Origin of the sequence: Tenacibaculum larymnensis (genome assembly GCF_028829235.1) — a bacterium.
GTDB classification, from domain to species: Bacteria; Bacteroidota; Bacteroidia; order Flavobacteriales; family Flavobacteriaceae; genus Polaribacter; species Polaribacter larymnensis.
In genome coordinates, this window is sequence record NZ_JAIWJY010000001.1 from 33,922 (window position 1) to 60,921 (window position 27,000).

27 protein-coding genes are annotated in these 27,000 nt (G+C 32.2%); 16 read left to right on the forward strand and 11 right to left on the reverse strand.

All coding sequences use genetic code 11. The features are described 5' to 3' along the window. Positions 1 to 2: 2 nt before the first annotated feature. Positions 3 to 1,355 (reverse strand): Na(+)-translocating NADH-quinone reductase subunit A, encoded by a 1,353-nt coding sequence (locus LCI24_RS00155; protein ID WP_274638609.1) that lies wholly within the window; start codon positions 1,353 to 1,355, stop codon positions 3 to 5. Between the two features lie 162 nt (positions 1,356 to 1,517). Here LCI24_RS00155 and LCI24_RS00160 point away from each other — a divergent pair, with 162 nt between their 5' ends. Genes LCI24_RS00160 through LCI24_RS00170 form a run of 3 tightly spaced genes read left to right on the forward strand, consistent with a single transcriptional unit; the run spans position 1,518 to position 4,300 of the window. Beyond that, a complete protein-coding gene (locus LCI24_RS00160; RefSeq protein ID WP_274638610.1) occupies positions 1,518 to 2,750 on the forward strand; it encodes a type IX secretion system plug protein in 1,233 nt (410 codons plus the stop codon). A gap of 51 nt (positions 2,751 to 2,801) precedes the next feature. Next, a complete protein-coding gene (gene apaG / locus LCI24_RS00165) occupies positions 2,802 to 3,188 on the forward strand; it encodes a Co2+/Mg2+ efflux protein ApaG (protein WP_274638611.1) in 387 nt (128 codons plus the stop codon). Beyond that, the gene (locus tag LCI24_RS00170) at positions 3,188 to 4,300 is read left to right on the forward strand and encodes a DUF3667 domain-containing protein (RefSeq protein ID WP_274638612.1); all 1,113 of its coding nucleotides are present in this window, start codon (positions 3,188 to 3,190) and stop codon (positions 4,298 to 4,300) included. The genes apaG and LCI24_RS00170 overlap by 1 nt, the downstream gene beginning before the upstream one ends. Here LCI24_RS00170 and LCI24_RS00175 read toward each other — a convergent pair. Genes LCI24_RS00175 through LCI24_RS00190 form a run of 4 tightly spaced genes read right to left on the reverse strand, consistent with a single transcriptional unit; the run spans position 4,297 to position 8,846 of the window. Beyond that, entirely contained in the window at positions 4,297 to 5,628 is a 1,332-nt protein-coding gene (locus tag LCI24_RS00175) for a hypothetical protein (protein ID WP_274638613.1), read from the reverse strand. The two genes, LCI24_RS00170 and LCI24_RS00175, sit on opposite strands and share 4 nt — an antisense overlap. 5 nt (positions 5,629 to 5,633) lie before the next feature. Beyond that, positions 5,634 to 7,415, reverse strand: coding sequence for a hypothetical protein (locus LCI24_RS00180; RefSeq protein ID WP_274638614.1), 1,782 nt, complete (start codon positions 7,413 to 7,415; stop codon positions 5,634 to 5,636). A 7-nt stretch (positions 7,416 to 7,422) separates the two neighbouring features. Beyond that, the gene (locus LCI24_RS00185) at positions 7,423 to 8,094 is read right to left on the reverse strand and encodes a hypothetical protein (protein WP_274638615.1); all 672 of its coding nucleotides are present in this window, start codon (positions 8,092 to 8,094) and stop codon (positions 7,423 to 7,425) included. Positions 8,095 to 8,129: 35 nt separating this feature from the next. Next, entirely contained in the window at positions 8,130 to 8,846 is a 717-nt protein-coding gene (locus LCI24_RS00190; RefSeq protein ID WP_274638616.1) for an NRDE family protein, read from the reverse strand. A gap of 141 nt (positions 8,847 to 8,987) precedes the next feature. On the opposite strand from LCI24_RS00190, the gene pruA reads away from it, so the two are divergent. After that, positions 8,988 to 10,613 (forward strand): L-glutamate gamma-semialdehyde dehydrogenase, encoded by a 1,626-nt coding sequence (gene pruA / locus LCI24_RS00195; RefSeq protein WP_274638617.1) that lies wholly within the window; start codon positions 8,988 to 8,990, stop codon positions 10,611 to 10,613. Positions 10,614 to 10,704: 91 nt separating this feature from the next. Here the strand turns inward: pruA and LCI24_RS00200 are convergent, their stop codons facing one another. Next, the gene (locus LCI24_RS00200; RefSeq protein WP_274638618.1) at positions 10,705 to 11,091 is read right to left on the reverse strand and encodes a hypothetical protein; all 387 of its coding nucleotides are present in this window, start codon (positions 11,089 to 11,091) and stop codon (positions 10,705 to 10,707) included. A 326-nt stretch (positions 11,092 to 11,417) separates the two neighbouring features. Between LCI24_RS00200 and LCI24_RS00205 the strand changes: the two genes are divergently transcribed. Next, positions 11,418 to 12,329, forward strand: coding sequence for a glutaminase (locus LCI24_RS00205; protein WP_274638619.1), 912 nt, complete (start codon positions 11,418 to 11,420; stop codon positions 12,327 to 12,329). Between the two features lie 113 nt (positions 12,330 to 12,442). After that, complete coding sequence (locus tag LCI24_RS00210; RefSeq protein ID WP_274638620.1) at positions 12,443 to 12,991, forward strand: hypothetical protein; 549 nt, start codon at positions 12,443 to 12,445, stop codon at positions 12,989 to 12,991. A 95-nt stretch (positions 12,992 to 13,086) separates the two neighbouring features. On the opposite strand, the gene LCI24_RS00215 is transcribed toward LCI24_RS00210, so the two are convergent. Further along, positions 13,087 to 13,722, reverse strand: a complete 636-nt coding sequence (locus LCI24_RS00215; RefSeq protein WP_274638621.1) for a YceI family protein — start codon at positions 13,720 to 13,722, stop codon at positions 13,087 to 13,089. 155 nt (positions 13,723 to 13,877) lie between these two features. On the opposite strand from LCI24_RS00215, the gene chrA reads away from it, so the two are divergent. The 5 genes from chrA (at position 13,878) to LCI24_RS00240 (ending at position 17,831) form a co-directional block, all read left to right on the forward strand. Then, the gene (gene chrA, locus LCI24_RS00220) at positions 13,878 to 14,999 is read left to right on the forward strand and encodes a chromate efflux transporter (RefSeq protein ID WP_274638622.1); all 1,122 of its coding nucleotides are present in this window, start codon (positions 13,878 to 13,880) and stop codon (positions 14,997 to 14,999) included. 48 nt (positions 15,000 to 15,047) lie between these two features. Further along, the gene (locus LCI24_RS00225) at positions 15,048 to 16,280 is read left to right on the forward strand and encodes a DEAD/DEAH box helicase (protein WP_274638623.1); all 1,233 of its coding nucleotides are present in this window, start codon (positions 15,048 to 15,050) and stop codon (positions 16,278 to 16,280) included. Positions 16,281 to 16,358: 78 nt separating this feature from the next. Continuing rightward, entirely contained in the window at positions 16,359 to 16,688 is a 330-nt protein-coding gene (locus LCI24_RS00230; RefSeq protein WP_274638624.1) for an ArsR/SmtB family transcription factor, read from the forward strand. A gap of 47 nt (positions 16,689 to 16,735) precedes the next feature. Next, positions 16,736 to 17,203, forward strand: coding sequence for a DUF6428 family protein (locus LCI24_RS00235; RefSeq protein WP_274638625.1), 468 nt, complete (start codon positions 16,736 to 16,738; stop codon positions 17,201 to 17,203). 1 nt (position 17,204) lies between these two features. Continuing rightward, entirely contained in the window at positions 17,205 to 17,831 is a 627-nt protein-coding gene (locus LCI24_RS00240; RefSeq protein ID WP_274639058.1) for an arsenate-mycothiol transferase ArsC, read from the forward strand. On the opposite strand, the gene rsmG is transcribed toward LCI24_RS00240, so the two are convergent. After that, positions 17,828 to 18,457: a 16S rRNA (guanine(527)-N(7))-methyltransferase RsmG gene (rsmG, locus tag LCI24_RS00245; RefSeq protein ID WP_099215171.1), complete on the reverse strand. Its 630-nt coding sequence runs from the start codon at positions 18,455 to 18,457 to the stop codon at positions 17,828 to 17,830. The two genes, LCI24_RS00240 and rsmG, sit on opposite strands and share 4 nt — an antisense overlap. A 145-nt stretch (positions 18,458 to 18,602) precedes the next feature. Here rsmG and LCI24_RS00250 point away from each other — a divergent pair, with 145 nt between their 5' ends. Beyond that, positions 18,603 to 19,694 (forward strand): fatty acid desaturase family protein, encoded by a 1,092-nt coding sequence (locus LCI24_RS00250; RefSeq protein WP_274638626.1) that lies wholly within the window; start codon positions 18,603 to 18,605, stop codon positions 19,692 to 19,694. Positions 19,695 to 19,718: 24 nt separating this feature from the next. After that, a complete protein-coding gene (locus LCI24_RS00255; RefSeq protein WP_274638627.1) occupies positions 19,719 to 20,906 on the forward strand; it encodes a pyridoxal phosphate-dependent aminotransferase in 1,188 nt (395 codons plus the stop codon). A 62-nt stretch (positions 20,907 to 20,968) separates the two neighbouring features. On the opposite strand, the gene LCI24_RS00260 is transcribed toward LCI24_RS00255, so the two are convergent. Beyond that, positions 20,969 to 21,448, reverse strand: coding sequence for a retropepsin-like aspartic protease (locus LCI24_RS00260; RefSeq protein ID WP_274638628.1), 480 nt, complete (start codon positions 21,446 to 21,448; stop codon positions 20,969 to 20,971). A gap of 36 nt (positions 21,449 to 21,484) precedes the next feature. Here LCI24_RS00260 and LCI24_RS00265 point away from each other — a divergent pair, with 36 nt between their 5' ends. Further along, positions 21,485 to 22,249, forward strand: coding sequence for a TatD family hydrolase (locus tag LCI24_RS00265; RefSeq protein WP_274638629.1), 765 nt, complete (start codon positions 21,485 to 21,487; stop codon positions 22,247 to 22,249). After that, positions 22,242 to 22,736, forward strand: coding sequence for a methylated-DNA--[protein]-cysteine S-methyltransferase (locus LCI24_RS00270; protein WP_274638630.1), 495 nt, complete (start codon positions 22,242 to 22,244; stop codon positions 22,734 to 22,736). Before LCI24_RS00265 ends, LCI24_RS00270 begins: the two co-directional genes overlap by 8 nt. Positions 22,737 to 22,779: 43 nt before the next feature. Here LCI24_RS00270 and LCI24_RS00275 read toward each other — a convergent pair whose 3' ends face one another. Continuing rightward, the gene (locus LCI24_RS00275; protein ID WP_274638631.1) at positions 22,780 to 23,229 is read right to left on the reverse strand and encodes a nucleoside deaminase; all 450 of its coding nucleotides are present in this window, start codon (positions 23,227 to 23,229) and stop codon (positions 22,780 to 22,782) included. 91 nt (positions 23,230 to 23,320) lie between these two features. Between LCI24_RS00275 and LCI24_RS00280 the strand changes: the two genes are divergently transcribed. After that, entirely contained in the window at positions 23,321 to 24,088 is a 768-nt protein-coding gene (locus LCI24_RS00280) for a UDP-2,3-diacylglucosamine diphosphatase (protein WP_274638632.1), read from the forward strand. Positions 24,089 to 24,133: 45 nt separating this feature from the next. Here LCI24_RS00280 and LCI24_RS00285 read toward each other — a convergent pair whose 3' ends face one another. Beyond that, positions 24,134 to 26,998 (reverse strand): TonB-dependent receptor, encoded by a 2,865-nt coding sequence (locus LCI24_RS00285; protein ID WP_274638633.1) that lies wholly within the window; start codon positions 26,996 to 26,998, stop codon positions 24,134 to 24,136. Positions 26,999 to 27,000: the final 2 nt, after the last annotated feature.

The following is a 27,000-nucleotide window of genomic DNA, read 5'->3' on the forward strand; positions in this document are numbered from 1 at the left end:
TCTTATCCTAATTCTTCTCTCATTAAATCTAATCCTTCACGAATTATTTTTTGGTGAGGTTGTTTCGACACACAAATAAATTCTGTTAACGCAAAATCTTCTGGTGCAATTTCGTAAGCTCCTAATCCTTCCATTTCGTCAAGATCTTTGTACATACAAGCTTTTAATAATTGCATCGGATAGATATCTAACGGGAAAATTTCTTCATAAGAACCTGTTACTACAAATGCTCTATGCTCTCCGTTAGTATTCGTATCTAAGTCATATTTTTTCTTTGGGTTTAACCAAGAAAAAGTTAATGCTCTAGAAGTAGATATTTTATTAAAAACTGGCTTATTCCAACCAAATAACTCATAGTCATCTCCTTCTGGAATAGCTGTAATTAAGTTATCGTAGTATCCTAAGAAACCATCTTCTTTAACTTCTAAACCACTTAAAACATTTCCACTAATTATACGAGCATTATTGGCATCTAAATTTCCTTTAACAACATCAGCAATTTGTGCTCCTGCTTTTGCAGTTACATATTGCGGTTTGTTAAACTTAGATCCTGCCAATGCAATCGTACGAGTAATATTAAACTTTCCAGTTAATAATAACTCTCCTATTACTACTAAGTCTTGAGGTGTAACTACCCACACAACTTCTCCTTTATTAATTGGGTCAATTTGTGCTATTTGAGTACTTACATTTCCTACTGGGTGTGGTCCTGAAACTTTATGCAACTCAACTCCTTTTACATCTTTAAATGGTGATAGTGTTGAGTTTTTAGCTACAGAAACATGTACTTTACCAACTGTTAATTTTGTTAACGCAGTTAAAGCTGTTTGTAATTCTGCTTCTTTGCCTTTTAACGCATAATCATAATCGGCTGCTAAAGGTGCACTTGCGTAGGCTGATACAAAAATTGCTTTTGGTGCTTGATTAGGATTTGCAACCACGTCATACGGACGTTGTTTTACAAACGGCCAACAACCTGAAGCAAACAAGTGGTTTTTCACCTCTTCTCCAGACATTGCGTCTACATCTTTTTTACCAAAATCTTTGTATTCCTGCTGTGCATCAGCAGTGATTTTAATTGCTAAAACTTTTCTTCGTGCTCCACGAACGATTTCTGTAACTTTACCACTAACAGGACTAGAAAATAAAATACGTTCATCACTTTTTGAATAAAAAAGTGCTTCACCTGCTTTTACTTCTGTACCTTCTTTTGCTAAAATTTTAGGAATAACGCCGTGAAAATCATCTGGCTTTACTGCAAACACACTACCTGATTGAAGTTCGGTAGTTACCTGTTCTGCCTCGCCAACTAGCTTGATATCCAAGCCTCTCTTAATACGGATGTCTTTTGACATAGGAACTGATTAATTTGATTTTCTTAAAAAACACGCAAATTTAAAAATTTTGAATCCCTTTGCAGAACAAAAACATTTTTATCTTTACGAAACCTTATTATTTATATTTATTCTAAATAAAAACCTTGTCTTTGGCTTATATTTTGATACTTTTGTTACATCATGATGAAAAAAGAACTATCCTTAATTGCCTTTTTATTAGTTATTTCGAGCTTTGCTCAAAACATAAAAACTGTACAATTACGACCTAAAAATAACCCAAATTTTTATACTCCAATTGTACGTTTAGGTGATGTTTTAAAATTGTCTTTTGACGATTTAGATGCTGACAGCAAACAGTATCAATATAAAATAGAACATATGACCCATGACTGGAAACCTAGCTCAATGACGAGCAATCAATATATTGAGGGGTTTGAACAAAATGAAATTATCAATTTTACTAATTCCTTTAACACACTCCAACCCTACACACACTACTCTGTCGAAATTCCAAATCAAAATACCATTATTACTAAAAGTGGCAATTATTTAATTTCTATTATTGATGAAAACTACGAGGTCATTTTTACTAGGCGTTGTGTGTTCTATGAAGAAATTACCACTGTTGGTGTTGCCGCTTTTAGAAGTAGAAATACAGCAACAACCAACGAGCAACAAACAGTTCAATTTTCTGTTAACCACCCAGGCTTACAGATAAACATTCCTTCTCAAGAAATTAATGTAACATTGTTTCAAAATCATAATTGGAATACTGCTATTACCAATCTTCAGCCCATTTTTATTAAACCTCAGCAACTTCTTTACAATCATACTGTAAAAACTAATTTTTGGGGTGGAAATGAGTTTTTGAATTTTGACACAAAGTTTATAAGAAATTCTAGCTTAAATATTGCCCGTGTTGAACGTAAAAACCTATACCACAGCTACCTTTACACAGACGAACCTCGTATTGATAAAATATACACATATAACCCCGATATCAATGGACAGTTTGTTGTAAGAACTACTGAACGTGATGTTGTTGACAATAGAGATAATACCGAAGCTGATTACTCTTTAGTTCATTTTTCTTTAGAAGCTTTTGAGCCTTACGAGAACAAAGATGTATACGTGTATGGTGCTTTTAATAATTACGAGTTATCTGAAGAGAATAAAATGACTTACGACTCTTCTCAGAAAATTTACAAAGCTACATTACCCTTTAAACAAGGCTTCTATAACTATAGCTACGCTACTTTAGACAATAACAAAAATATTGACCTACATGAAGTTGACGGTTCTTTTTACCAAACCGAAAACGAGTACACTGTGATTGTTTACTACAAACCTTTTGGTGAAATTTATGACAGGGTAATTGGTGTAGGTTATGGATTTTTTAACCAAAATAGGTAAGGTATCTTTAGAAACATTGACTAAAAACTGAAAAAGAACTATCTTTATCATATGTTTCAACAAGTAACAAAAGGCATCAAGATCTCTGTAAAAACATCTTTTAGAGGCTCTGTTTACAGAGGGCATCGACAATACTATGCTTTCAGTTACTATATTTCTATAGAAAACAAATCAAAAGACACTGTAAAACTCTTGGAACGTTTTTGGGTTATTTTTGACGCTCTTAATGGCACTGAATATGTAGAAGGCGAAGGAGTTGTTGGCGAAACCCCAACCTTAAAACCTAACGATATTTACAATTATAGATCTAATTGTTTTTTACTTTCTACCACTGGTGCTATGGGAGGCAATTACAAAATGATTAATGTAAAAACACTAGAAGAGTTTTTAGTAACTATTCCAACTTTTCAATTAACCACTACTGCTATTTTAAACTAATGATTAAAAAAAATAAAGTTCCAGTTGTAAGAGATGCTAACTGTTTAAACTGCGGACACCCTTTTACTAACAATGAAAAGTTTTGTCCTGAATGTGGACAAAAAAATAGAGGCAAAAAAATTACTTTAAGCATTTTTCTTCGTGAACTTTTTGCTGGTTTTTTCTCTTTAGATACTAAATTTTGGAGAACACTTATTCCATTATTAATAAGTCCGGGGAAAGTTTCTAAAGATTATATAGAAGGAAAAAGAACTAAATACACCAATCCATTTCGGTTTTATTTAGCTACTTCTATTATTTTCTTTTTAATTATAAGTATAACCGATAGCTATAAAAAATTTGAAGAATTAAGAATCGGTAAATCTTCAAGTAGTAATTCTCAAATTAAACTAAACAATGACAATAGCGAAACTATTGAGGTAGATCTTGATTCAATTCAAGATGTAGTTTTCAAACAACTTGAAGAGCAAGACTCTCTTGAAGCAAAAAAAACACAACCTAAATCTGACTCTACATCAGTTTCATATAATTCTGAACTAAAACTAACCAAAGCTGATCCTAATGATTCTTTCAGAATTATTAAGTTCATGAAATTTCAAAAAGCTAATCCTAAAGTACCAATAGAAGCTGCTTTGGACAGCTTGAAAACAGAGAAAAACTTTAGCAATCGTTTTTGGTATTCACGTGCAAAAGTTTTTAACTCTGTATTTTTAGATAAAGATGAAGCTAAGAAGTTTTTCCGTCAAATACTATCGTATGCTTCTATCGCACTATTTATACTCCTACCTATATTCACTTTATTTTTAAAGTTTATTTACCTTAGAAGAAGGTATACATATGTAGAACATCTTGTTTTTGTATTTCATGTACAAACCGTACTCTTTCTGCTGTTTTCTATTTTTTATATAATAGATTTTTTCAAGCATTCAGACAGTTTTTTACTTGTTTTCTTACTACTCTTTATGATTTATTTATTCATAGCCATGAAAAGATTTTACAGTCAAGGGTACTTTAAAACATTTATAAAATACATACTAGCCAATACTATGTTTTTTATATTAGCTATGTTTGGCTCTATCGCTATATCGTTTGCTGCTTTTGCCTTTTATTAATCTAGCATTTGCAAGAAGACGTTTTTAGAAGTGTTTTTTAACTCTACAGTTGCATCTAATTGATTGTTATTAGTTACTGACAACTGTATTGTTTTTACCTTATCTAGGTATTTATTTTTTAAAGAGTAAATACCTCTATCTTTTTCTTGATAATTAGCCACATTAAACAAGAGGTAAAACTTATTGTTTCCATCGATATTTTTGGTAGGCTTTTGATTTTTTTCAGATGTAAATTTCAAGCCATTTCCTTTACAAAAACTGTAAGTAGTAAACAAAGGCATCAATGTCAATAGATCCTCATTATCAACTCTCTTAATCACTTCTTTTTCTTTCAAATAATCACAAAGATCGTTTCCTTGCAACTCCAAGGTAACCTTAGGTGTTATCGTTTTTTGAATATCTTTTTTTTCTACCTTATTAAAATCATCATCATATTCATAAGTTACGATGGTATCTGATTTTTCTACAAAAGAAGTAAGATTGCCCTCTACTACTCCGTCCCATTTATTAGTAACAGAGTCCAATGACAATGTTGTGAGTTTTTTAAACTTTTTCTTTAGATTCTCACCTAATTTATCGGCTATTAGTTCAGTATTTAACTTTCCTGACACACTCAGTATTGAACTAGCTACTGATGTCACTTTAAATGGTTCAAACAAGTTATTTTCTTCACTCAACTCACCTTTGATTCTTAAACTACTTCCATCTATAACAAACTCAAAAAAATCTCCTTGCAAAGTACTTATAGCCACTGGCTGTTTACTATTTTTTATTTGTTTGAAAATTAAATCGTTTTCAGAAAAGTAATTTTCTTGATTTAATTTAGATAATAACTCAGGTGATATTTGTGCTTTTTTATGCTTTTTCAATAACACTTGCAAAGAGTTATTTTGCAGTACACAACTTATTATTCCTTTGCTATAAACTGTACTTTTATTAACATTTTTTGTAGTAAAATTCTCTTCTTTTAAAGCTTCTATAATTTTCTCCTTAACAACTATTGGACTACTAATAAAAAAGTCTTCAAACTCTTGCTTATTGGTATAGAAAAACAAACTATTGGGCACTTCTATTTCATCTAATAATGTTGCTTTCTTTTCCTCTTCTTTTGAAGTTGAAGATTCCTTAAAGTCTAACTGAGAAAGTGGATGCTTTAAAAAACTAAGAACTATGTTGTATTCTATTTCTCGAAGATTAATATAGACTACTGTTTCAGCTGATGCTGGAACTTTTTTTGTATAAGTTACGGTTGGATTATATCTAAAAAACCCAACCGTAACTATAATACAGCATACTATTATGAGTATATATGCTATTCTTTTTATCATTTAGCTTACTTCGCTACTGCATTGATAAACTCTAACAATAACTTTAATGTGTTTTCTTCAGTTCCTTGAGTAGAAATTTTCAACTCTGAAGAAATTGTATTCCCTCTCATTCTAGACACTCTAAACACTCCGTCATTTAAATTATTTGTTGAAAAACGCATTGCTTCTTTTTCTGATTTACTCATCCACTTATTAGGAATCTTATTTAAAACCGCATTAACATCAACAAAAAACACTGTTGAATTATCTCTAACTAATTTACTATGTTTTTTAGTATTGAAATTGTTATTTCCTCTTGCAATACTTAACGCATTAGTTTCTGAGGTTGTTAAATACAGTACATCGTTTTTAACTACTGAATATAAATTGAATGGTATATCAGATTTTTTAGTTTTAAACTTTACAACGTTATTTTCAATTTCAACAGCTTTATGTTTTTCTCCTAATTTGAAAAACTTATTCAATAAATCTTCTTCTTTTGAGCCAATCATTAACGTAAAATCAGGAACAAATTCCTCTTTAGTTTTTGTTACTTCTTTACGCTTATAGTCTTCATCATACTTGTAAGTAGTATACTCTACTTCTTTTTTAGAAAAATCGTTTAACACTAAAAGAGCATCACCTGTAATTAGTCTTCCAATAGCTTCTTCATCTATAACTAAAGAAAATAAATCTCCTACAATTTCCATTTCTTCTTGAAACTTAGGCAAAATACCTCCGTACATCTTGTTCAATAATTCTGGATATTGTTTTAATGTTTCTTCAGTATCAATAGAAATGCTCCAAAATGCTAATGCTTTATCATGATCAAAGCTATTTACTAGATCGCGACTCATTCTTTTATTATAAATCTTTTTAAAAGATTTCTTCATATCAGGACTAACTGACATATCTAGTAAAATTCTTGCATCGCTTTTATCAAAAAATAAATTAGCAGTTACTTCTTCAACTCCATAAATATTTTGATCTCCTACATCTGCATATAAAGGGTACAAAGAACTACCAAAAGATTTAAATAAATCTGTCATTAACATACCATAGTTACGAACCCAAAGTGTTGCTGATGCATTTTTCTTTTTACTCTTTTGAAACTTAGTATTAGAAGCAATAGAACTGATAACATTCTTATTAAATAAGTCCAGTACATACTTTTTTGTCCAACCCTTACCTATTCTTTTTCTAAATGAATAAGTGAACTCCTTCTCTTCTCTTAGTTTATCTAAACGCTCTTTATGAGTTGAGAAATAACCTCTAGAAACATCTCCATTCACTAATAAAAGATAATCATCATTCCAAATTCTAATATCGCTACGTCCTTCAATAATGTTGTAGCCTTCCATTCTTCTTATCTTCTTTTTATTTCGTTTACTTAACATTGACTCAAACAACTCTCTATCTTTCAACTCCACATAAAAGTTATGGTATGAAATACTGTCTGTTTTAGTAAAGAAATAATAAGCGTTTGATTTAATGTCTATACCTGCATTAGCTACTGAAGACACTTTTTTTCTTTCTTCTATTTCTTTTGAGCCTTCTTTCTTTTCATCAGACTCTGACTCAACTACAGATTCTACTCTGTAAGTTTTATTACTTCTATTTAAGTCTTTTAAAATCTCTTTTCCAATAGCGCTTTTATCTATATCTGATACTTTTATTAACTTAAATAAGTTTTCTGCGTTTGCAGAAACTAACACATCTACATTGTTAGGTATTTTAGACTCTAATCGCTGAGCCTGTATAGCTGTATATGTGTTTAATAACAGTAGTGTAGCAATAATTTTTTTCATTCTAAATTTAATTCTCTAATTGTATTTTATTTTTGATTGTTTGCTTGTTTGCTATAATGTCTTGTGCTTGTAAATGCAACATAATAGCTTTTTTGCTTTTTGATATTCTTGCTTGATTATTCTCTGTAGTTTTTATTGGTGTTTCAAACCTATAAACACTTGTATAAGTTGCTGTTTCAAACACCTTACGATCTTGGTTTTTTGTTTTTCTAAACTCTTTTCCTAAATCGAAATGATGACTACGTGTAAATGTTTTACTTTTTTCATTAAATGTAAAATGTTTATTCTTTTTGATAGCTTCTATGTGTTTCTTTGAGCTAAAATTAGCTATTACTTCATTTAAAGCTTCCACATTATCAAAATCACACGAAACTGTAACAATAAACTCATTAAAATCTAACGTGTTTTTTACATTATGAACTCCTTTTGTTCCTTTAATTTTAGAAACTATTTCTTGTACTTTTTTTCTTATGGTTACTTTTGAAGGTACTTTGTAGCCATTTATACTATCAAGTAGCATTATAGAAGCTAGCTTTGTTTTACTTTTACTTAAATTAATAGTAAGTACAGCACTTCCAGAACCATCTTTATTAAAAGTTACCTCTTCAACAAACTCAAAACAACTTGTAAATAAGAAAATAGAAATTACGGAAAATAGGAGTAATAATCTTTTATTCATAAAAACTTTTTTGCAAAGATATTAAATAGCTTTTATTACAAGCGAATGATTTCTTCCTCTATTTTGTTAATATTTGAATGTAAATCGTAGTAACTCATGGTAAGTTCTTCTTCATTTTTCATTACAGATGTTACACTTACTGTTTCTACATTTTGACGCTTCATCTTTAATGACACTTCTTTATTCCCTCTAGTTTCATCTTGGTGAAAGTTAATGACTTTTGATTGTTCGAAATCTTTATTAACCGATAACCAATCAGCAAACCAATCTCTTCTCAACTGTTTCATTTCATCAGTGTAGAGTGTAGATGACGACCAAATTTTAGGCGTTTTATCTAGCTCTTGAAAATGTTTTCCTTTTACATCCCAAACCAACTCGTATGCTTTTAACTCTTTACTCCAATCAACTAAAATAATCGTAAAAGGCTCAATTCCCTCAAAATCAAAATGATTGATTATTTCAACAGGATTATCAACTTTTAATAATTGTTTTACAATAACTCCTCTACTCATTCTATACGACTCTGCTCTTTGATGTTTTGTAAATCCACCGTTCAACAGACAAATCAATCTATTTTTTTCACTTAAACCTATCCAAGTTCCTCCTGCTAACTCATCTTTAGGATACGTTAACCTCACTCCTTCTTCAACATACGTTTTTGGAGAAATAGTTTTTCGCTTCGGATCTTCATCTCTGTTAGAAGTTAATATAAAATCATTATTCCCTAAAGGTAAATAAGTTACCGTACACATGTTGTTTTAGTTTTATATAATTCCAGCCTTATGTCCATTTAAATATTCCTAAAATAACCGTAACTTTGTCATTTAAGAAAGTTCATTATTGGACTTTTTCAATAACAAAGAAAGAAATTTAATTCAACAAACAACATACAAATGGGAAAAGGATTTTTTCACGTACCAACTGCCATTAACGAACCGGTAAAAGGATACGCTCCTGGATCTTCAGAGCGTGAAGCCGTTTCAAAACAATACAAAGAATATTTTAACGGATCTGTTGATGTACCTATGTACATCGGTAACGAAGAAGTTAGAACTGGAAATACTCGTAATATGACTCCTCCTCACGATCACCAACACGTGGTAGGACAATATCATATTGGAGATAAATCTCATGCTGAAAAAGCTATTGCTAATGCTTTAGAAGCTCGTACTGAATGGGCACAAATGCCATGGGAACAAAGAGCTGCTATCTTTTTACGTGCTGCTGAGTTAATTGCTGGACCTTACCGTGCAAAGATTAACGCTGCAACTATGATTGCTCAATCAAAAACAGTTCATCAAGCTGAGATTGACGCTGCATGTGAGTTAATCGACTTTTTACGTTTTAACGTAGAGTACATGTCTGAAATTTACAACGAGCAACCAAACTCTGACGATGGAATTTGGAACCGCGTTGAGTACCGTCCGTTAGAAGGATTTGTATACGCAATTACTCCATTTAACTTTACTGCAATTGCTGCAAACTTACCTGCATCAGCTGCAATGATGGGGAACGTTGTAGTTTGGAAACCATCTGATAGCCAAATTTTCTCTGCAAAAGTAATTGTAGATGTATTTAAAGAAGCTGGTGTACCAGACGGTGTTATCAACGTAATTTATGGTGATCCTGTTGAAATTACTGATGTAGTTTTATCTTCTCCTGATTTTGCTGGAATCCACTTTACAGGTTCTACTTATGTATTTAAGGAATTATGGAAAAAGATTGGAGAAAACATTCATACATACAAAACATACCCAAGAATTGTAGGAGAAACTGGTGGTAAAGATTTTATCATTGCACACCCTTCTGCTAATCCAAAACAAGTAGCTACAGGTATTTCTCGTGGTGCTTTTGAATTCCAAGGTCAAAAATGTTCTGCAGCTTCAAGAGTATACTTACCAAAATCGTTAGCTGAAGAAACATTGAACTACGTAAAAGAAGATATCGCTTCTTTTAAAATGGGTTCTCCAGAAGACATGAGTAACTTTATTACTGCGGTAATTCACGAAGGTTCTTTTGATAAGTTAGCAAAATATATTGATCAAGCTAAAGCGGATGCTGATGCTGAGATTTTTGCTGGTGGTAACTACGATAAATCAAAAGGATACTTTATTGAGCCAACTGTTATCTTAACTACAAACCCTAAATATACTACTATGGAAACTGAATTATTCGGTCCTGTAGTAACTATTTATGTATACGAAGATGCAGATTGGGCTGATACTTTAAAGTTAGTTGACGGAACTTCTGAATACGCTTTAACTGGTGCTGTATTCTCTACAGATCGTTACGCAGTTGCAGAAGCTACTAAAGCTTTAGAAAACTGTGCTGGTAACTTCTATGTAAACGATAAACCAACAGGTGCTGTTGTAGGACAACAACCATTTGGTGGAGCTAGAGCTTCAGGAACAAACGATAAAGCAGGATCTGCTCAAAACTTATTACGTTGGGTATCTCCTCGTTTAATCAAAGAAACTTTTGTTTCTCCTGTAGATTACCGTTACCCTTTCTTAGGATAAGAAAAGAACTTCCTAACAAGGAGCCTTACTATATATTAAAAGCAACCTCGTTTGAGGTTGCTTTTTTATTTTCCTTCAAGAAGAAAAGTTTTTATTCGTGTTTTTTAGCCCACAATTCTCCTTCTCCTTGATAGCCATCTTGTAGCCACATTTTATCAAAAGCATGACTAAGTGTTTTTCCAGTCTCTGCTCCTAAACAATCAAAAGATACATTTCCTTTTCCATGATCTTTCATTATCCATTCTTCTCCTTCTCCTTGCACACCATCTTGCAACCATAATTTACCAAAAGCATGACTAAGATACTTTCCTTTTTCAGCTCCTTTACATGCTAAAGCTACACGATTATCTTTTAATTTTTTAAGTTCAAAAACTTCTCCTTTTCCTTGCACTCCGTTTTGAAGCCACACCTTATCATTTGCATGACTAAGGAATTTACCTACCTCTGCTCCTAGAGCTTCTAATGCTATACTTGACATAATATAAAAATTTGGTTAGTTAATTTCCTACTCTATTTATAATAGGTTTTTCGGATTCCACCTTTTAAAATTCATAGTACTACCAAACCTTTTTCATTTTATACCTCTATAATCACTATATATAGATTTCTTGCTTTAATAGCACTTCATTTCGACAATGCTAAGTTCAAAAATAAATAAACTCGACATACAAAAAACACCATAAAACACTGATAATCAATCATGAAAACATTTTAAAACAGTATAAATGAAGTAGTTACTTTCCTTTTTGTTTTCAAATAGAATTCAACTAATTTCGTTTAACACATATTTAGTGTTTAAAAACAATGAATTATAAAGAAATACTTGAAACTGTATATCAAAAAATAGCTCCTATTGAAAATGTTGGGGAGTTAGCTACCTATATTCCTGAATTAGCTACCATTGATGCTGATAAATTTGGCGTACATATTTCAACAGTTACTAATACTAATTTTGGATTAGGAAACTTTCAAGAAAAATTTTCTATTCAAAGTATTGCTAAAGTATTATCACTTTGTTTGGCGTATAAGCATCTTGGTGAATCTATTTGGGACAGATTAGGTGTTGAGCCATCTGGAAATAGTTTTAATTCATTGATCCAACTAGAAACGGATAATGGTATTCCTAGAAATCCGTTTATCAACGCAGGTGCTATTGTAATTGCTGATATTTTAATTAGTAGTTTGGTAAATCCTAAGGAAGATTTATTGAATTTCATTAAAAGTCTTTCTAAAAATAAAGACATTGACTACTCAGCAAAAATTGCAGCTTCAGAAAAATCGGTAGGATACAGAAATGTTGCCTTATGTAATTTTATTAAATCTTACGGAAACATATACAATGATCCTGAAGTGGTGCTTGATTTCTATTTCGATTTATGTTCGTTGGAATTGACTTGCGAACAACTTTCTGAATTGTTTTTCTTCTTAGCCAATAACGGAAAAACACGACAAGGAGAACAAATATTGACCAAAAGTCAATCGAAAAGAATTAATGCACTAATGCAAACTTGTGGGTTTTATGACGAATCTGGTGAGTTTGCTTTTAAAGTTGGACTCGCAGGTAAAAGCGGAGTTGGCGGTGGTATTATTGCCATACACCCTAACCAGTATGCCATTGCTGTATGGAGCCCTAAACTGAACAAAAAAGGAAATTCCTACAGAGGTATGCGCTTTTTAGAGGAGTTTACCACGCTTTCTGAACAGTCTATTTTTTAGGTTTGATTTTTTACCTGATTTAAACTAACTTGGTTGACATTAGAATATGAATTATTAAAACGGATTTATACTCTTAAAAGTTATAATACATTATAACCTATATCAAATAAAAATTGACTGACTTAATATCAAAACATTTTACTGAAATCATTGGATTGCTAGGTACTCTGCTAGGTGTTTTATTAGGAGCATTTCTTAACAAAATATCTAAATTTGGTCGAATAAAATTTTACTTAAATAATGTAAGTTTTAGTTTATTAGAACGAAGTGATTCTGGAGGTTATAATAAAACTCAAAAAATAAAGAAGCAGACTGAACTTCTCCACATCAGTATTGATTTTGATTTAATTAACACTTCCGAATATTCAAGAAAAATTCTAAGGGATGTAAAATTTGTGGCAACTGACCAAAAATCAAAAAATACAACAATCTTCAAAGATAACTCTACTAGGAAAAATTTAGATTATATGATTAAAGTAGATGACCTTAAACATATAAACCTTCAACCAAAAGAAATTAGAAATTTTAATTTGAGTGTTTATTTTAAAAAAGACTTTGATAAAATTTTGAAATCAAATTGGCATATAGAATACAGAACGCAAAATAATAAAGTTCAGAAATTTAAAATTAAAAAGAAAGACATGATACAACACTATGTTTAATTCATTACACCTGATTTTCACTCAACAAACCATATGATAACCGTTAACAAAAGCCTACAAAATTTAAAACATTGTAGGCTCTTTTATATATTCAATTAACTCAACTCAATTTTCATATTTAAATACAACCATTTGGTAGGAACGTTTGATGATTGCCCGTTTACTAATTTATCATAATCAATCCCCCAGTCTAATAAATTTACTTGACCTTGCAATACCAGTTCGCTAGACATGCTTTCGTATGAATTTCTAATTCCAGTTGCAAAAAATTTCACTTCTCTTTCAACTCCTTTAATAGACATCATTCCGTTAATTTGATACCAATCTACCCCCATCACAAAAACATTCGTAGTTCTAAATGTTATGTTATCGTTTTGATCATTAATAAACACTCCTTTGGTTTTAATTCTTGCAGTTAAATCAGCCTCATCACCTCTACATACTCTAAATGAGTTTGGGTCAACCTCAAACGAAATACGCATGTTTTCTAACGGGTTTCCAGCATCCATTCGTACAGGGATATCCACTTTTAAATCGTTTACAATACCACCAAACGGTGTACTACAATGTCCGTGTGTTACAAACATATTAATTGTTTGATTTTTCACAGTTTCTCTTACCTCTTTTATTTCTTTTGGTGTAACTGTTGAAGTACTTTTAGCAAATCCGCTTACAAGTACTATAACTAACAATGCCCCAACTAACAAAATTCTATTTTTAATGGTTTTCATACTATTCGTTTTTAAAGTTTTCATCAAAACTATCGCAACCTTACGTTAAAAGTGTAAATCAATTGTCAAAAAAGTGTAAAAAAGCTTTAACCAGTGTACTTTTATTTAAATTTACCTCCAAAAACCACTAAAGTCTATTTTTCTAACACTTTAAAATGTCACAAAAAACTCAACTTAAAGAAGTCGCCAAACTATTTTTTAAACTAGGTTGTATTGCTTTTGGCGGACCTGCTGCGCATATTGCCATGATGGAAGATGAAGTTGTTAAAAAAAGAAAATGGATGACTCAGCAACATTTTCTAGATTTAATGGGAGCTACCAATTTAATACCAGGACCAAACTCTACTGAAATGACCATGCACTGCGGACATGAAAGAGCTGGTTGGAAAGGGTTAATTGTAGCTGGTTTTTGTTTTATTTTTCCTGCCGTAGTAATTACATCAATAGTAGCGTGGTTATACCAAGAATATGGTCAGCTTCCTAAAGTTGAACCCTTCATTTACGGAATAAAACCAGCAGTAATCGCCATTATTGTTATGGCAGCTTATCGATTAGGTAAAAAAGCCGTAAAAAATACATCTTTAGCTATTTTAGGATTAATCACTTTAGTTGCTTGCCTTTTAGGCGTTAATGAAATAGCGGCTTTATTTGGCTGTGGCTTACTAGGTGCATTACTCTATTTTTTCAACCAAAACCGTACTAATTTAACCAGCATACTTCCTTTTTTTCTATTTCAAGCAAGTGAAACGCTTCAAGCCAACAACCTGAAAATTTTATTGACCTTTTTAAAAGTTGGTGCAATTTTATATGGAAGTGGTTATGTATTATTTGCTTTTTTAGATGCAGAACTGGTTGCTAACGGATGGCTTTCTAGACAGGTACTAATAGATGCTGTTGCTGTAGGGCAAATAACTCCAGGTCCTGTTTTATCTACCGCTACTTTTATTGGTTGGCAAATGAATGGAATAACGGGTGCACTGGTAGCAACTATTGGAATATTTTTACCATCCTTCTTTTTTGTTTTAGTTTTAAATCCGTTGATTCCTAAAATGAGGAAATCGAAGCTTATTGGTGCTATTTTAGATGCTGTAAATGTAGCAGCCGTTGCCTTAATTATTGCTGTTTGTATAACAATGGCTAAAGATACAGTTACAGATTGGCGCACTATTGTTATTGCCATCATAAGTCTGCTTGCTGTTTTTTTTAAAAAAAAAGTAAACAGCGCTTTTATTGTTTTAGGAGGTGCTATGTTAGGATATATTTTAACTTTTTGGTAAATCTTAAAGTATAACTCCTTTTAGCCTACCTTTGCAAAAAAATATTTGATGCAGTTTTCAGACCTACAACTTAGCAAGTCTATCTTAAAAGCACTTACCGAAGAAAGACACCACAAACCAACGCTAGTACAACAAGAAGTAATTCCGTTAGTACTTAACAAAAAGGATGTGATTGTAGCTGCACAAACAGGTACTGGTAAAACAGCTGCTTTTGCGTTGCCTATTATTCAAGGGCTTTCTAAAGAAGAAGATGTTGAAAAAAGAGCAAAAAAAATCAAAGCTTTAATTGTAAGTCCTACTCGAGAACTGGCTATTCAAATTGAAGAAAATTTTAAAGCGTATAGTAAGTATACTAATTTAAGAAGCACTGTTATATACGGAGGTATGTCTACGCAACCTCAAAAAGATGTATTAGCAAAAGGAGTTGATATTTTAATTGCTACTCCAGGTCGTTTTATCGATTTACACAAACAAGGTAGTATTGATGTTAGACAACTAAAAACATTGGTGCTAGACGAAGCTGATTTAATGCTAGACATGGGCTTTATTGACGATGTACAGAAAATAGAAGAGTTATGTCCGCGTAAAAAACAAACCTTATTGTTTTCTGCTACGATGCCTGATAAGGTAAATGATTTAGCAAAATCGATGTTGCGCAATCCTGAAAAAGTAGATATTTCACCTGCGGAAACCACTTCTAAAAACATTGGTCAGTTACTATACTACACCCCTAAAAAACACAAAGTAGATTTGTGTTTGCACTTACTACGAAACACCATAAAAGGACGCATCATTATATTTCGTCGTACCAAATTTGGAGTTGATAAGTTAGAAAAAACACTACAAAAAAACGGTTATAAAGCAACCAGTGTACATGGTGATAAATCGCAAAACTTGCGTAATCAAGCCATAGAAGACTTCAAAAATAACAAAGCCAATATTTTAATTGCCACTGATGTTGCTGCCAGAGGAATTGATGTAAGCAAAGTCGATGCTGTAATTAATGTAGATTTACCAAACATTCCTGAAACGTATGTACACCGAATTGGTAGAACAGGTAGAGCTGGTAAATCTGGAATTGCTTTTTCGTTATGTAGCGCCGATGAAACTTCTTACATCAAAGCAATTCAAGAATTTATGGATAGAACTATAAAAATTGTAGAAGACCATCCATTCCCTCTAGCAAAACCAAAGAAGAAAAAACAACCCAACACTGTTAGTAAACACAAAAAAGGAAGAAAATCAGAAGCTTCTAAAAAGAAGAAAAAACGCTGGTATTAAACTTTTTATAAAAAATAACATTAAAAATAGTTGGTATTTTATTTATTAATCGTAATATTGCAATATAATAATTAATCAATGGGGTTAACCAAGTCTGAAATATTCACTGAAGAGCAAAATCAATTAGCTACGATTGCGAAAGTGTTAGGGCACCCAGCTCGTATTGCTATTGTACAACACTTATTCAAATTGAATTCTTGTGTTTGTGGTGATTTGGTAAATGAAATCGGTTTGGCACAACCTACTATTTCGCAACATTTAAAAGAGTTAAAAAAAGTTGGTATTATTAAAGGAACTATAGAAGGAACTAGCGTTTGCTATTGTATTAATCCATCAACATGGAAAGAAATAAAAAACTTACTTTCTTCTTTTTTAAACCTTGACGTGAATAACCAAAGCTGTTGCTAAAAAAATTTGGAATCATTAATCGTAATATTACAATAAATACTATAACCATGAAACTATCAGAAATCAAACAACATTTAAGCGCATTAAAAACTATTGCTTTTCAATTACCTGACGGTAGCCTAGTTCCTAATCATTTTCACGTAACTGAAGTAGGAAAAGTTACTAAAAACTTTATCGACTGCGGTGGAACAATTAGAAATGAAGAAGTAGTTAACTTCCAATTATGGAATGCTAATGATTATGATCATCGTTTACATCCGGAAAAATTAATCCATATTATTGAATTATCAGAAAAAGTATTAAATATTCCTGATTTAGAAATTGAAGTAGAATACCAAGGAAGTACTATTGGAAAGTATGGATTAGACTTTGACGGAACCAACTTCTTACTAACCACAAAACAAACGGATTGTTTAGCGAAAGATAACTGCGGAATTCCAACAGAAAAGCCAAGAGTAAAACTATCAGATTTACAAAAACAAACTGCTTGTGAACCAAATTCAGGGTGCTGCTAATATGAATACACAAACCTCATCTCTATTTACTGAAATACAACAAACTCTTTCAAGTTTACCAACTGTTTCAGAAGAGCGAAAACAAGTTTTACAACCTCTTGTAAGTTACATTCAGGAAAAACTGAACAATAAAGAAGTCATAAATCTGAATTTTATTTGTACTCATAACTCAAGAAGAAGTCATTTGTCGCAAGTATGGGCACAAACAATGGCTTTTTATTATCAAATTCCAAATGTCCTTTCTTATTCAGGAGGAACAGAAGCTACTGCTATGAATGCAACAGTTGTAGATACTTTAGTAGGTAACGGATTTAAGATTCAGCAATTATCTGAAGGTACAAACCCTATTTATGCAATTAAGTACGCAGAAAACACGCCTTCTATAATAGGTTTTTCTAAAAAATATGATGATACGTTTAACCCTACCTCAGCATTTTGTGCTATCATGACCTGCTCACAAGCCGACGAAGGGTGTCCTTTTATAGCAAGTGCTGATAAAAGGATTCCTATTACTTATGAAGATCCTAAATTATACGACGGTACATCTTCTGAAAAAGAGAAATACTTAGAGCGTAGTTTACAAATTGCAGCTGAAATGCACTATGTGTTTTCTACTGTAAAAAATTAACCTTTGAATTTCATAGGTAAATGCACTACTTTTTTGGTTTCGAAGAAATCTTCTTCAAAAAAGTCAGGCAAGTTATAAATGGTGGCTTTAGGGAAGTTCGCAAGTTCTTCTGTAAGGTCACCACCTTTTAAATATAAAATTCCATTTTTAAGTGCATGATTTTGTTTTTTATGCACTTTATTTTTCACCCAACGGTGAAACGTTTCCATTTGTGCTACTGCTCTACTTACAATAAAATCGTAGGTGTCGTCTACTTCTTCAACACGTCCATGTGTCGTTTTCACATTCTGTAAACCTAATCCTTCAGCAACTTCATTCACTACTTTTATCTTTTTTCCAATAGAATCTACCAAATGAAATTGTGTTTCTGGGAATAAAATAGCTAACGGAATTCCTGGAAAACCTCCACCAGTACCTACATCCATTACTTTGGCTCCTGCTTTAAACTCCATAACCTTCGCTATTCCTAACGAATGTAATACGTGGCGTAAATACAATTCATCAATATCTTTTCGAGAAACAACATTAATTTTTAAATTCCAATCTTGATACAGTTCTTGCAACTTAGAAAATTGTTCTAATTGCTTTTCTGATAAATTGTCAAAGTATTTTTTTATAAGTTCCATGAAGTGATTTTTTCCGCTGCAAAAATAAAAAACTAATTGGTATTGTTAATTTTTATGTAAAAGATATTAATCTAGTTAAAAAGTTAACCTTTAGCAATAACCGTGAACCAAAAACGTTTATTTTTGCGGTACAAACAAACAACAAATGAAGACAGTAAACTTCTCAAGAATAGACAAAGCTAAGTTTTTTAGAACTCTAAATAAAAGAGTTAACACTTACTTTAAAGAAAACAATATTAAGCGTACAGGTAACTGGAAACTATATTCAAAAGCTATTATTATGTTAGCTATGTTTATCGTTCCGTTCATATTAATTTTAACTGTTGATATGTCGCAATGGATAAAATTAGCACTTGCTATTGTAATGGGTATTGGAATGGCTGGAGTTGGAATGAATGTGATGCACGATGCCAACCACGAATCTTTTTCTAGTAAAAAATGGGTAAATAAGCTTTTTGGAAGCAGTATTTATATTTTAGCAGGTAATGTGTATAACTGGAAAGTACAACACAATGTATTACACCATACATACACAAACATTCAAGACCATGATGAAGATATGGATGCTGGTAGGATTATTCGTTTTTCAAAACACACACAATGGTTATGGATTCATAAATTCCAAAAATATTATTCAATCTTTTTATACGGATTGTTAACTATTAACTGGGCTATTACTACCGATTTTAAACAAATGCACAGTTATTTAAAGCGTAAGTTATCGTATGGTGAGTTTCCAAATCCAGCTAAAGAGTGGACTAAATTAGTAGTTTCTAAAGTTATTTATTATTCTCTTTGGATTGTATTACCAATCGCTGTGATGAATGTTGCTTGGTGGAAAGTATTAATCGGATTTTTTGTGATGCACTATACTGCAGGAATCATTTTAAGTGTGGTTTTCCAATTAGCGCACATTGTTCCTAAAACAAAAACCCCATTACCAGATGAAGATGGTAATATGAAAAACACATGGGCTATTCACCAATTATACACTACAGCAAATTTTGCTCCTAGAAATTGGTTTATCAACTTTTACACAGGTGGTTTAAACCATCAGGTAGAACACCATATTTTCCCTAATATTTCTCATATTCATTATAATAAGTTAGCTCAAATTGTAAAAGAAACTGCTATGGAATTTAACCTTCCTTACAACGAATACAATACTACACGTAGAGCAGTTATTGAGCACTTTAGACACTTAGCTGAATTAGGAAAAAAACCGCAATTAGCATAAATCAACATACAACATAACAACACAATGTCAAACGCATTATCAAACAGAATTAACAGTTTACCAGTATCGCAAACTTTAGCAATGGCTGCTAAAGCAAGAGAATTAAAAGCTGAAGGTAAAGACATCATTAGTTTAAGTTTAGGAGAACCAGATTTTAACACTCCTGATTTTATTAAAGATGCTGCAATTGAAGCTATTAATCAAGATTATAACTCATACACTCCAGTTGATGGATATGTAGAATTAAAAGAAGCTATTTGCGAGAAGTTTAAGCGTGATAATAACTTAACATATGTTCCAAACCAAGTAGTTGTTTCTACAGGAGCAAAACAATCTATTGCTAACGTAGCTCAGGTATTATTAAACCCTGGTGATGAAGTATTATTACCAGCTCCTTATTGGGTAAGCTATTCTGCAATTGCAACTTTGTGTGAAGCTAAATTTACCGAAATTCCTTCTTCTATTGAAAATGATTTTAAAATCACTCCAGAACAATTAGAAGCTGCTATTTCGCCAAAAACAAAAATGATTTTCTTTAACTCGCCAAATAACCCAAGTGGAACTATATATAGCGAGGAAGAATACAGAGCATTAGCTAAAGTATTAGAAAAGCACCCAGATATTTATATCTTATCTGATGAAATATATGAGCACATTAACTACGGAACAAAACCGTTTAGTTTTGCTGCTATTGAAAGCATGTACGACCGTACCATAACTGTAAACGGATTGGCTAAAGCTTTTGCCATGACAGGATGGAGAATTGGTTATATTGGAGCTCCTGAATGGATTGCTAAGGCTTGTACTAAAATGCAAGGACAAATTACTTCAGGGACTAACTGTATTGCTCAACGTGCTGCAATTACAGCTGTAAAAGCATCGCCAGAAAAAGTACAATACATGGTAGATGAGTTTAAAAAACGTAGAGATTTAGTTTTACAATTATTAGGAGAAATCGATGGGTTTAAACTAAACGTACCAGAAGGGGCTTTTTATGTATTCCCAGATATTTCTGATTTCTTCGGAAAAACTATCCAAGAAAAAGAAATTAAAGATGCCAACGACTTTTCTATGTTATTACTAGAAAAAGCAAATGTAGCTACAGTAACTGGTGAAGCTTTTGGTGCACCAAACTGTGTTCGTTTATCATATGCTGCTTCTGAATTACAATTACGTGAGGCAATTAAAAGAATTAAAGAAGTTTTAAGTTAATTAACTTAAATAAATTAAGTATAAAAAAATCCGTAAGACGTGTCTTACGGATTTTTTATACTCTAAAATGGAACTTTTAATTTTCTAACTTTTTTCTTTTTAAGCTTCTTTAAATACAATGCTTTTTTGTTATAATCAATAAAAGCTTTTCCTTGCTCTAAAATATCTGCGCCTATAATTCCGTCTACCTCATCAGCATCATGTTGTTTTAAAGCTGTATTTACATGCGTTAAATCAAACAATACTAAATCACACTCATTCGCTTTCCACTTTCCTATTTTAAGAGAATTATTTCCTGACTTATGTGTTTCCATATCCGTCGCTCCTGCTCCAGCAGCTTTTACTTCACTTTCTTCAGAAATAAGCTTGAAACGCTCTATTAAATCTAACCCAACACACGAATTAGAAGCCCCTGTATCTAAAATAAACCTTCCTTTAACACCATTTATCTCCGCATCTAACTCTAAATGATTTGTTATCATTTTTTTGAGTTTTATTTTAATGTATTTCTTTTTTCGTAATACTTTTTTCAAACTTGCCATTTCTTGTACTTTTGTCTCGTAAAGATACGGCAATAAATGATTACAGATACACACACCCACTTATATTCAAGTCAGTTTGACGAAGACAGAAACGAAATGATACAACGTGCTAAAGAAGCTGGCGTTTCTCGTTTCTTTATTCCTGCGATTGATAGTTCTTATACTGAACGCATGTTCGATTTAGAAAAGAACTATCCAAACGATGTGTTTTTAATGATGGGATTGCACCCTACTTCGGTAAAAGAGAATTACCAAGAAGAATTAGCACATGTAAAAGAATGGTTAGATAAACGTGATTTTTATGCGATTGGTGAAATTGGTATCGATTTATATTGGGACAAAACTTTTTTACCACAACAACAAGAAGCCTTCCGTACGCAAATTCAGTGGGCAAAAGAAAAAAAATTACCAATTGTAATCCACTGTCGTGATGCATTTGATGAAATTTTTGAAGTATTAGAAACTGAAAAAGGAGAGGATTTATTTGGTGTTTTTCACTGCTTTACAGGAACCTTAGAGCAAGCTGAAAAAGCAATTTCATACAACATGAAATTAGGAATTGGTGGTGTAGCGACTTTTAAAAATGGAAAGATTGATAAATTTTTAAATCAAATTGATATCAAACACATTGTCTTAGAAACTGATTCTCCTTACCTAGCTCCTACTCCATACCGAGGTAAACGTAATGAAAGCAGCTATATAACTAATGTTGTGGATAAATTGGTAGATATTTATGGATTGACTTTCGATGAAATTTCGGAAATTACAACACAGAACTCTAAAGACGTTTTTGGTGTCTAACCTACAGACCACATATTATAAAACTCCTATAGGAATTGCCAAAATAGAAGGTGATGAAAACGGAATTCAATCCATTTCTGTATTGGATGATGATACCTCAACCACAATCAGCTCCTCAAAGGAAATTCCAGCTTGCTTACAAGAATGTATTACCCAACTAAATGAGTATTTTGCTGGTACTAGAAAAGATTTCAACCTAAAATTGAACCCACAAGGAACAACCTTTCAACAATCTGTTTGGAAAGAATTATTAAACATATCTTTTGGAAGTACCAGAACCTATTTAGAACAGACCAAACAATTAGGCGACGTGAAGGCTATTAGAGCTGTAGCTTCTGCCAATGGTAAAAACCCTATTTGGATTGTAATTCCATGTCATAGAGTTATTGGTTCTGATGGCTCATTAACAGGATATGCTGGTGGTGTTTGGCGTAAAAAATGGTTATTAGAACACGAAAGTGGAGCCAAACAACAGACTTTGTTTTAATTTCTTTTTATAAGGTATCGAAACAAGTTTTGAATGACTATCGTCAATTTAAGTTGCGTTTTTCAATAAAGAATTTCTTCAACAAAAATCCACACTCTTCTTCCAAAACTCCTGATATTACTTTTGTTTTTGGATGTATTTTAGTTTGTAAAACAGAAAAACCAAGTTTAGGTTCACTAGCTCCGTACACTATTTTACCTATTTGCGCCCAGTAACTCGCTCCCGCACACATTTGACAAGGCTCTAGCGTAACATACAAAGTACAGTCTTTTAAATACTTTCCACCCAAAAAATCTGCTGCTGCAGTAAACGCTTGCATTTCTGCATGTGCGGTAACATCATTTAACAACTCTGTTAAGTTATGTGCTCTTGCTATTATTTGATCTTTAAAAACAATAACTGCACCAACAGGAACCTCTCCTTTATCAAAAGCTAACTCAGCTTCTTGTAAAGCTTTTCTCATAAAGTAGGCATCATCAAATGGATTCATCAACAAGAGTTTTTGTAAATACGAAAACAAATGTAGCCAAAATTTGTTTGTGTAAACTCTAGGTAAAATACTTATTTTTACCAAAATTTACGATTTGATTTCAATCAATACTTCTGAGAATAAAAAAGTCTATTTTGCTTCTGACCAACATTTAGGAGCTCCAACTTCTGAAGCTAGTTTTCCTCGTGAACAAAAGTTTGTAACATGGTTAAACGAAGTTAAAAAAGATGCTGAAGCAATTTTTATTCTAGGTGATTTATTCGATTTTTGGTTTGAATATAAAACTGTTGTTCCTAAAGGTTTTGTTCGTGTTTTAGGTAAACTTGCTGAAATAAAAGATAGTGGTATTCCGATTTACTTTTTTGTTGGAAATCATGATTTATGGATGCATGATTATTTTGAAAAGGAATTAGATATCCCTGTATTTCATTCACCTCAAGAATTTAAAATCAATGATAAATTATTTTTAATAGGTCATGGTGATGGATTAGGTCCTGGGGATAAAGGATATAAACGCATGAAAAAAGTGTTTACATTCCCGCTATTTCAATGGATGTTTCGTTGGCTACATCCAGATTTGGGTGTTCGATTAGGACAATACATGTCGGTTAAAAATAAATTGATATCTGGTGATGAGGATGCTAAATTTTTAGGTGAAGACAATGAATGGCTAGTACAATATTGTAAACGTAAATTAGAAGCTAAACACTACGATTATTTTGTTTTTGGACACAGACATCTTCCTTTAGAAATTCAACTTAAAGAGAACAGTGTTTACCTTAATACGGGGGATTGGATTCAGTATTATACCTATGCGGTTCTTGAAAACGATAAACTATTTTTAAAAGAATATAAACAATAAAAAAAGCACCTTTTTGAGGTGCTTTTTTTATGAATTATTCCAATGTTAATCTAATACAAAATGTAATCTTGCAAATAAATGCCTACCATTAGTTCCGAACTGTACAGAACGTCTTGAGTAGATAAAACGTCCACTAGATCTAAAAGCGGGATCGTTCTCATCTGGATAAACATCAAATAAATTATTTGCTCCTAATGTTAAACTCAAGCTCTTATTAAAGTTGTATCCAAAAGAAAGATCTGTAATTACTTTTCCTCCAAAAGTAGTATCTATAGAAGGATCGTTACTGTTAGTTGCTTCTTCAACTTCTCCAAAATAACTATTTCTTAAAAAGATACTCCATTTGTCATTAACACTTAAATTGTGTGATAAATTCCCTTTTGTTGTAGGAACCGAAGACTCTAAATAAATTCTACTTGTTGGGTCAAAGTAAGTATCAGACAATCCTGCATTTTTTATAGCTGTAGGAATATTCACACCTTCTACATCCGTTTTCGAAAATGTAAACGCTAAAGTGTTAGTTAACCTCATCTTGTCAGAAAGATTTGCTTTGTGATCAACAACAATATCTACTCCTTTTGTTTGAGTATCTACAGCATTTGCAAAAAATGCTGCTTGTGTAGCATTTGCTTGTTGGAACAATCTTTCCAACTCAGCGTCTCCATTATCATCAAAACTCCCTGTTAATATTACTCTGTCATCAATATTTATAAGATATCCATCAACCGTAAACTTTAAGTTTGCACTTGGCACTTTTGCTGTAAATCCTGCAGAAAACCCAAAAGAAGTTTCTTCTTTTAATTTACCTATTCCTAAAATCCTTGCAACTCTCGAAGTATTTGAAAATACCCCAACTTCATTTGGTATACCATCTACAAACAAGGTACTGGTTGAACTGTAAGATATTTGATGTAATGATGGTGCTCTAAACCCTGTTTGTAAACTAGTTCTTAAATTAAAGTTTTTAGAAGCTTTTACCCTAGATGCTACTTTTACATTTAAAGTACCTCCAAAATCTGAGAAATTCTCATAACGTACAGCTCCACTTAATAAAAAAGACTCTGTAAAATCTGCTTCTACATCTATGTAACCAGCTATAGAGTTTCTGAATGAGTTTACTTCATTTTCTGGTTTAAACCCAGGAAACACTTGAATACCTCCTGGTCTTGGTTCACCAAAAAAATCTTCAGGAACCATTGAATCAGGATCTGTTGGATCATGTACATTACCCAATGTATTATATCTCGCATACGACGCTTCCTCTCCTGCTACAATACCATAATTTTCTAAACGATATTCAGCACCAAAAGCTATATTTAAACCAGACATTACATCTTCGTAAAACTTACTAAGATCAATATTTGTTGTGTTTTCGCTTGAATAAAACCCTCCTGAATTCGCTTCAAAAGGCGTTGAATTACCTAAAGATGCATTGCTTGAATTACTTATCAAATAAGTAAACTCATTTCTACCAAATGTATTTGAAAAATCTACATTCCAATCACCTAACTTTCCTTTTATTCCAACCGCATACGATTTGTCTTGAATATTAGAGTTTATCTCTGGTAAAAATCCGTTCATATATGCTGGTGTGTATGCTCTAGATTGATTTGGTAATCTATAGAAACCTGCTGCATTACCATTCTTATAACTTAAACCAGCATTCCCATAAATAAAGGTTTCATTTCCTAACGGAATTTCCATGTTTGCAAAAAACTGCGCTCCTCTTACCCTTGACTGCCCCACTCTCATGTTAAAATCACTTCTTTTTAAGCCACGAGCTAACAACTCTGCTTCAGTAACATCAGCTCCTAAAATTGTTCGCAATTCTTCTTTTGTTTCAGTACCATTCAATGTAATTCCTGCATCGCCTGCATAATTAAAAATATCATCTAAATCATCATCTAATAGATTTGAAATATTGTACCCATCTGCTGCTGCAACTCTTTCAATAGAGTTGTAAGCATTAAATATTGAACCTTCCCATTCTTGCATTCTATTAGTCCATCCTCTAAAGTCAAAATTTCCAGTAAAATTTATAAACCCTCCATCTTTGCCAATTGGTAATCCATAATTTAACCCTAAATTTAATTTTTCTCCATCTATATCTCTCTCTGGGCTACTTTTACTTGTAAAATTAGCACCTGTTGTTAAGTTAACTTCTAACTTATTTGTAGATTTCTTTAAGACAATATTTATTATTCCTGCAATAGCATCAGAACCATATTGAGCAGCTGCACCATCTCTAAGAATTTCAATTCTTTCAATAGCAATTGATGGAATTGTTGTCATATCTGTTCCCACCGAACCTCTACCAAAAGTACCATTTACGTTTACCAAAGCAGTTTTATGACGTCTTTTCCCATTGATTAACACTAATACTTGATCTGGACCTAATCCTCTTAAAGCAGCTGGCGCGATATGATCCGTACCATCTGAAATTGATTGAGGGTTGGAATTAAAAGACGGTGCTGCATAATTTAGAATTTCTGTCACTGTAACTTGAGGTGCTGACTCAGTAAGCTCAGAAACATCTAACACATCAATAGCTACAGGAGAATCTATTGCGACTCTACCTTTATTACGAGAACCTACAATTACCACCTCTTCTAAGGATTCACTTGATTCTTCAATTACTATTGTAAGATAAGATCCATCTGTAACTTTTACTTCTTTCGTTCTAAATCCTACTGAAGAAACTATAACCGTAACAGGTAACTGACCTACTTTTAAAAAGTATTCTCCATTATCATCAGTTGTTACACCATTAGTAGTACCTTTCTCTATTACATTTACAAAAGGTAGAGGTACTCCATTCATATCTGTAATTTTTCCTTTTATCGTCTGACCAATCATTGATGTGAACGACATCAATAAAACACAAACAAATAATTTCGTTTTTTGTTCCATAA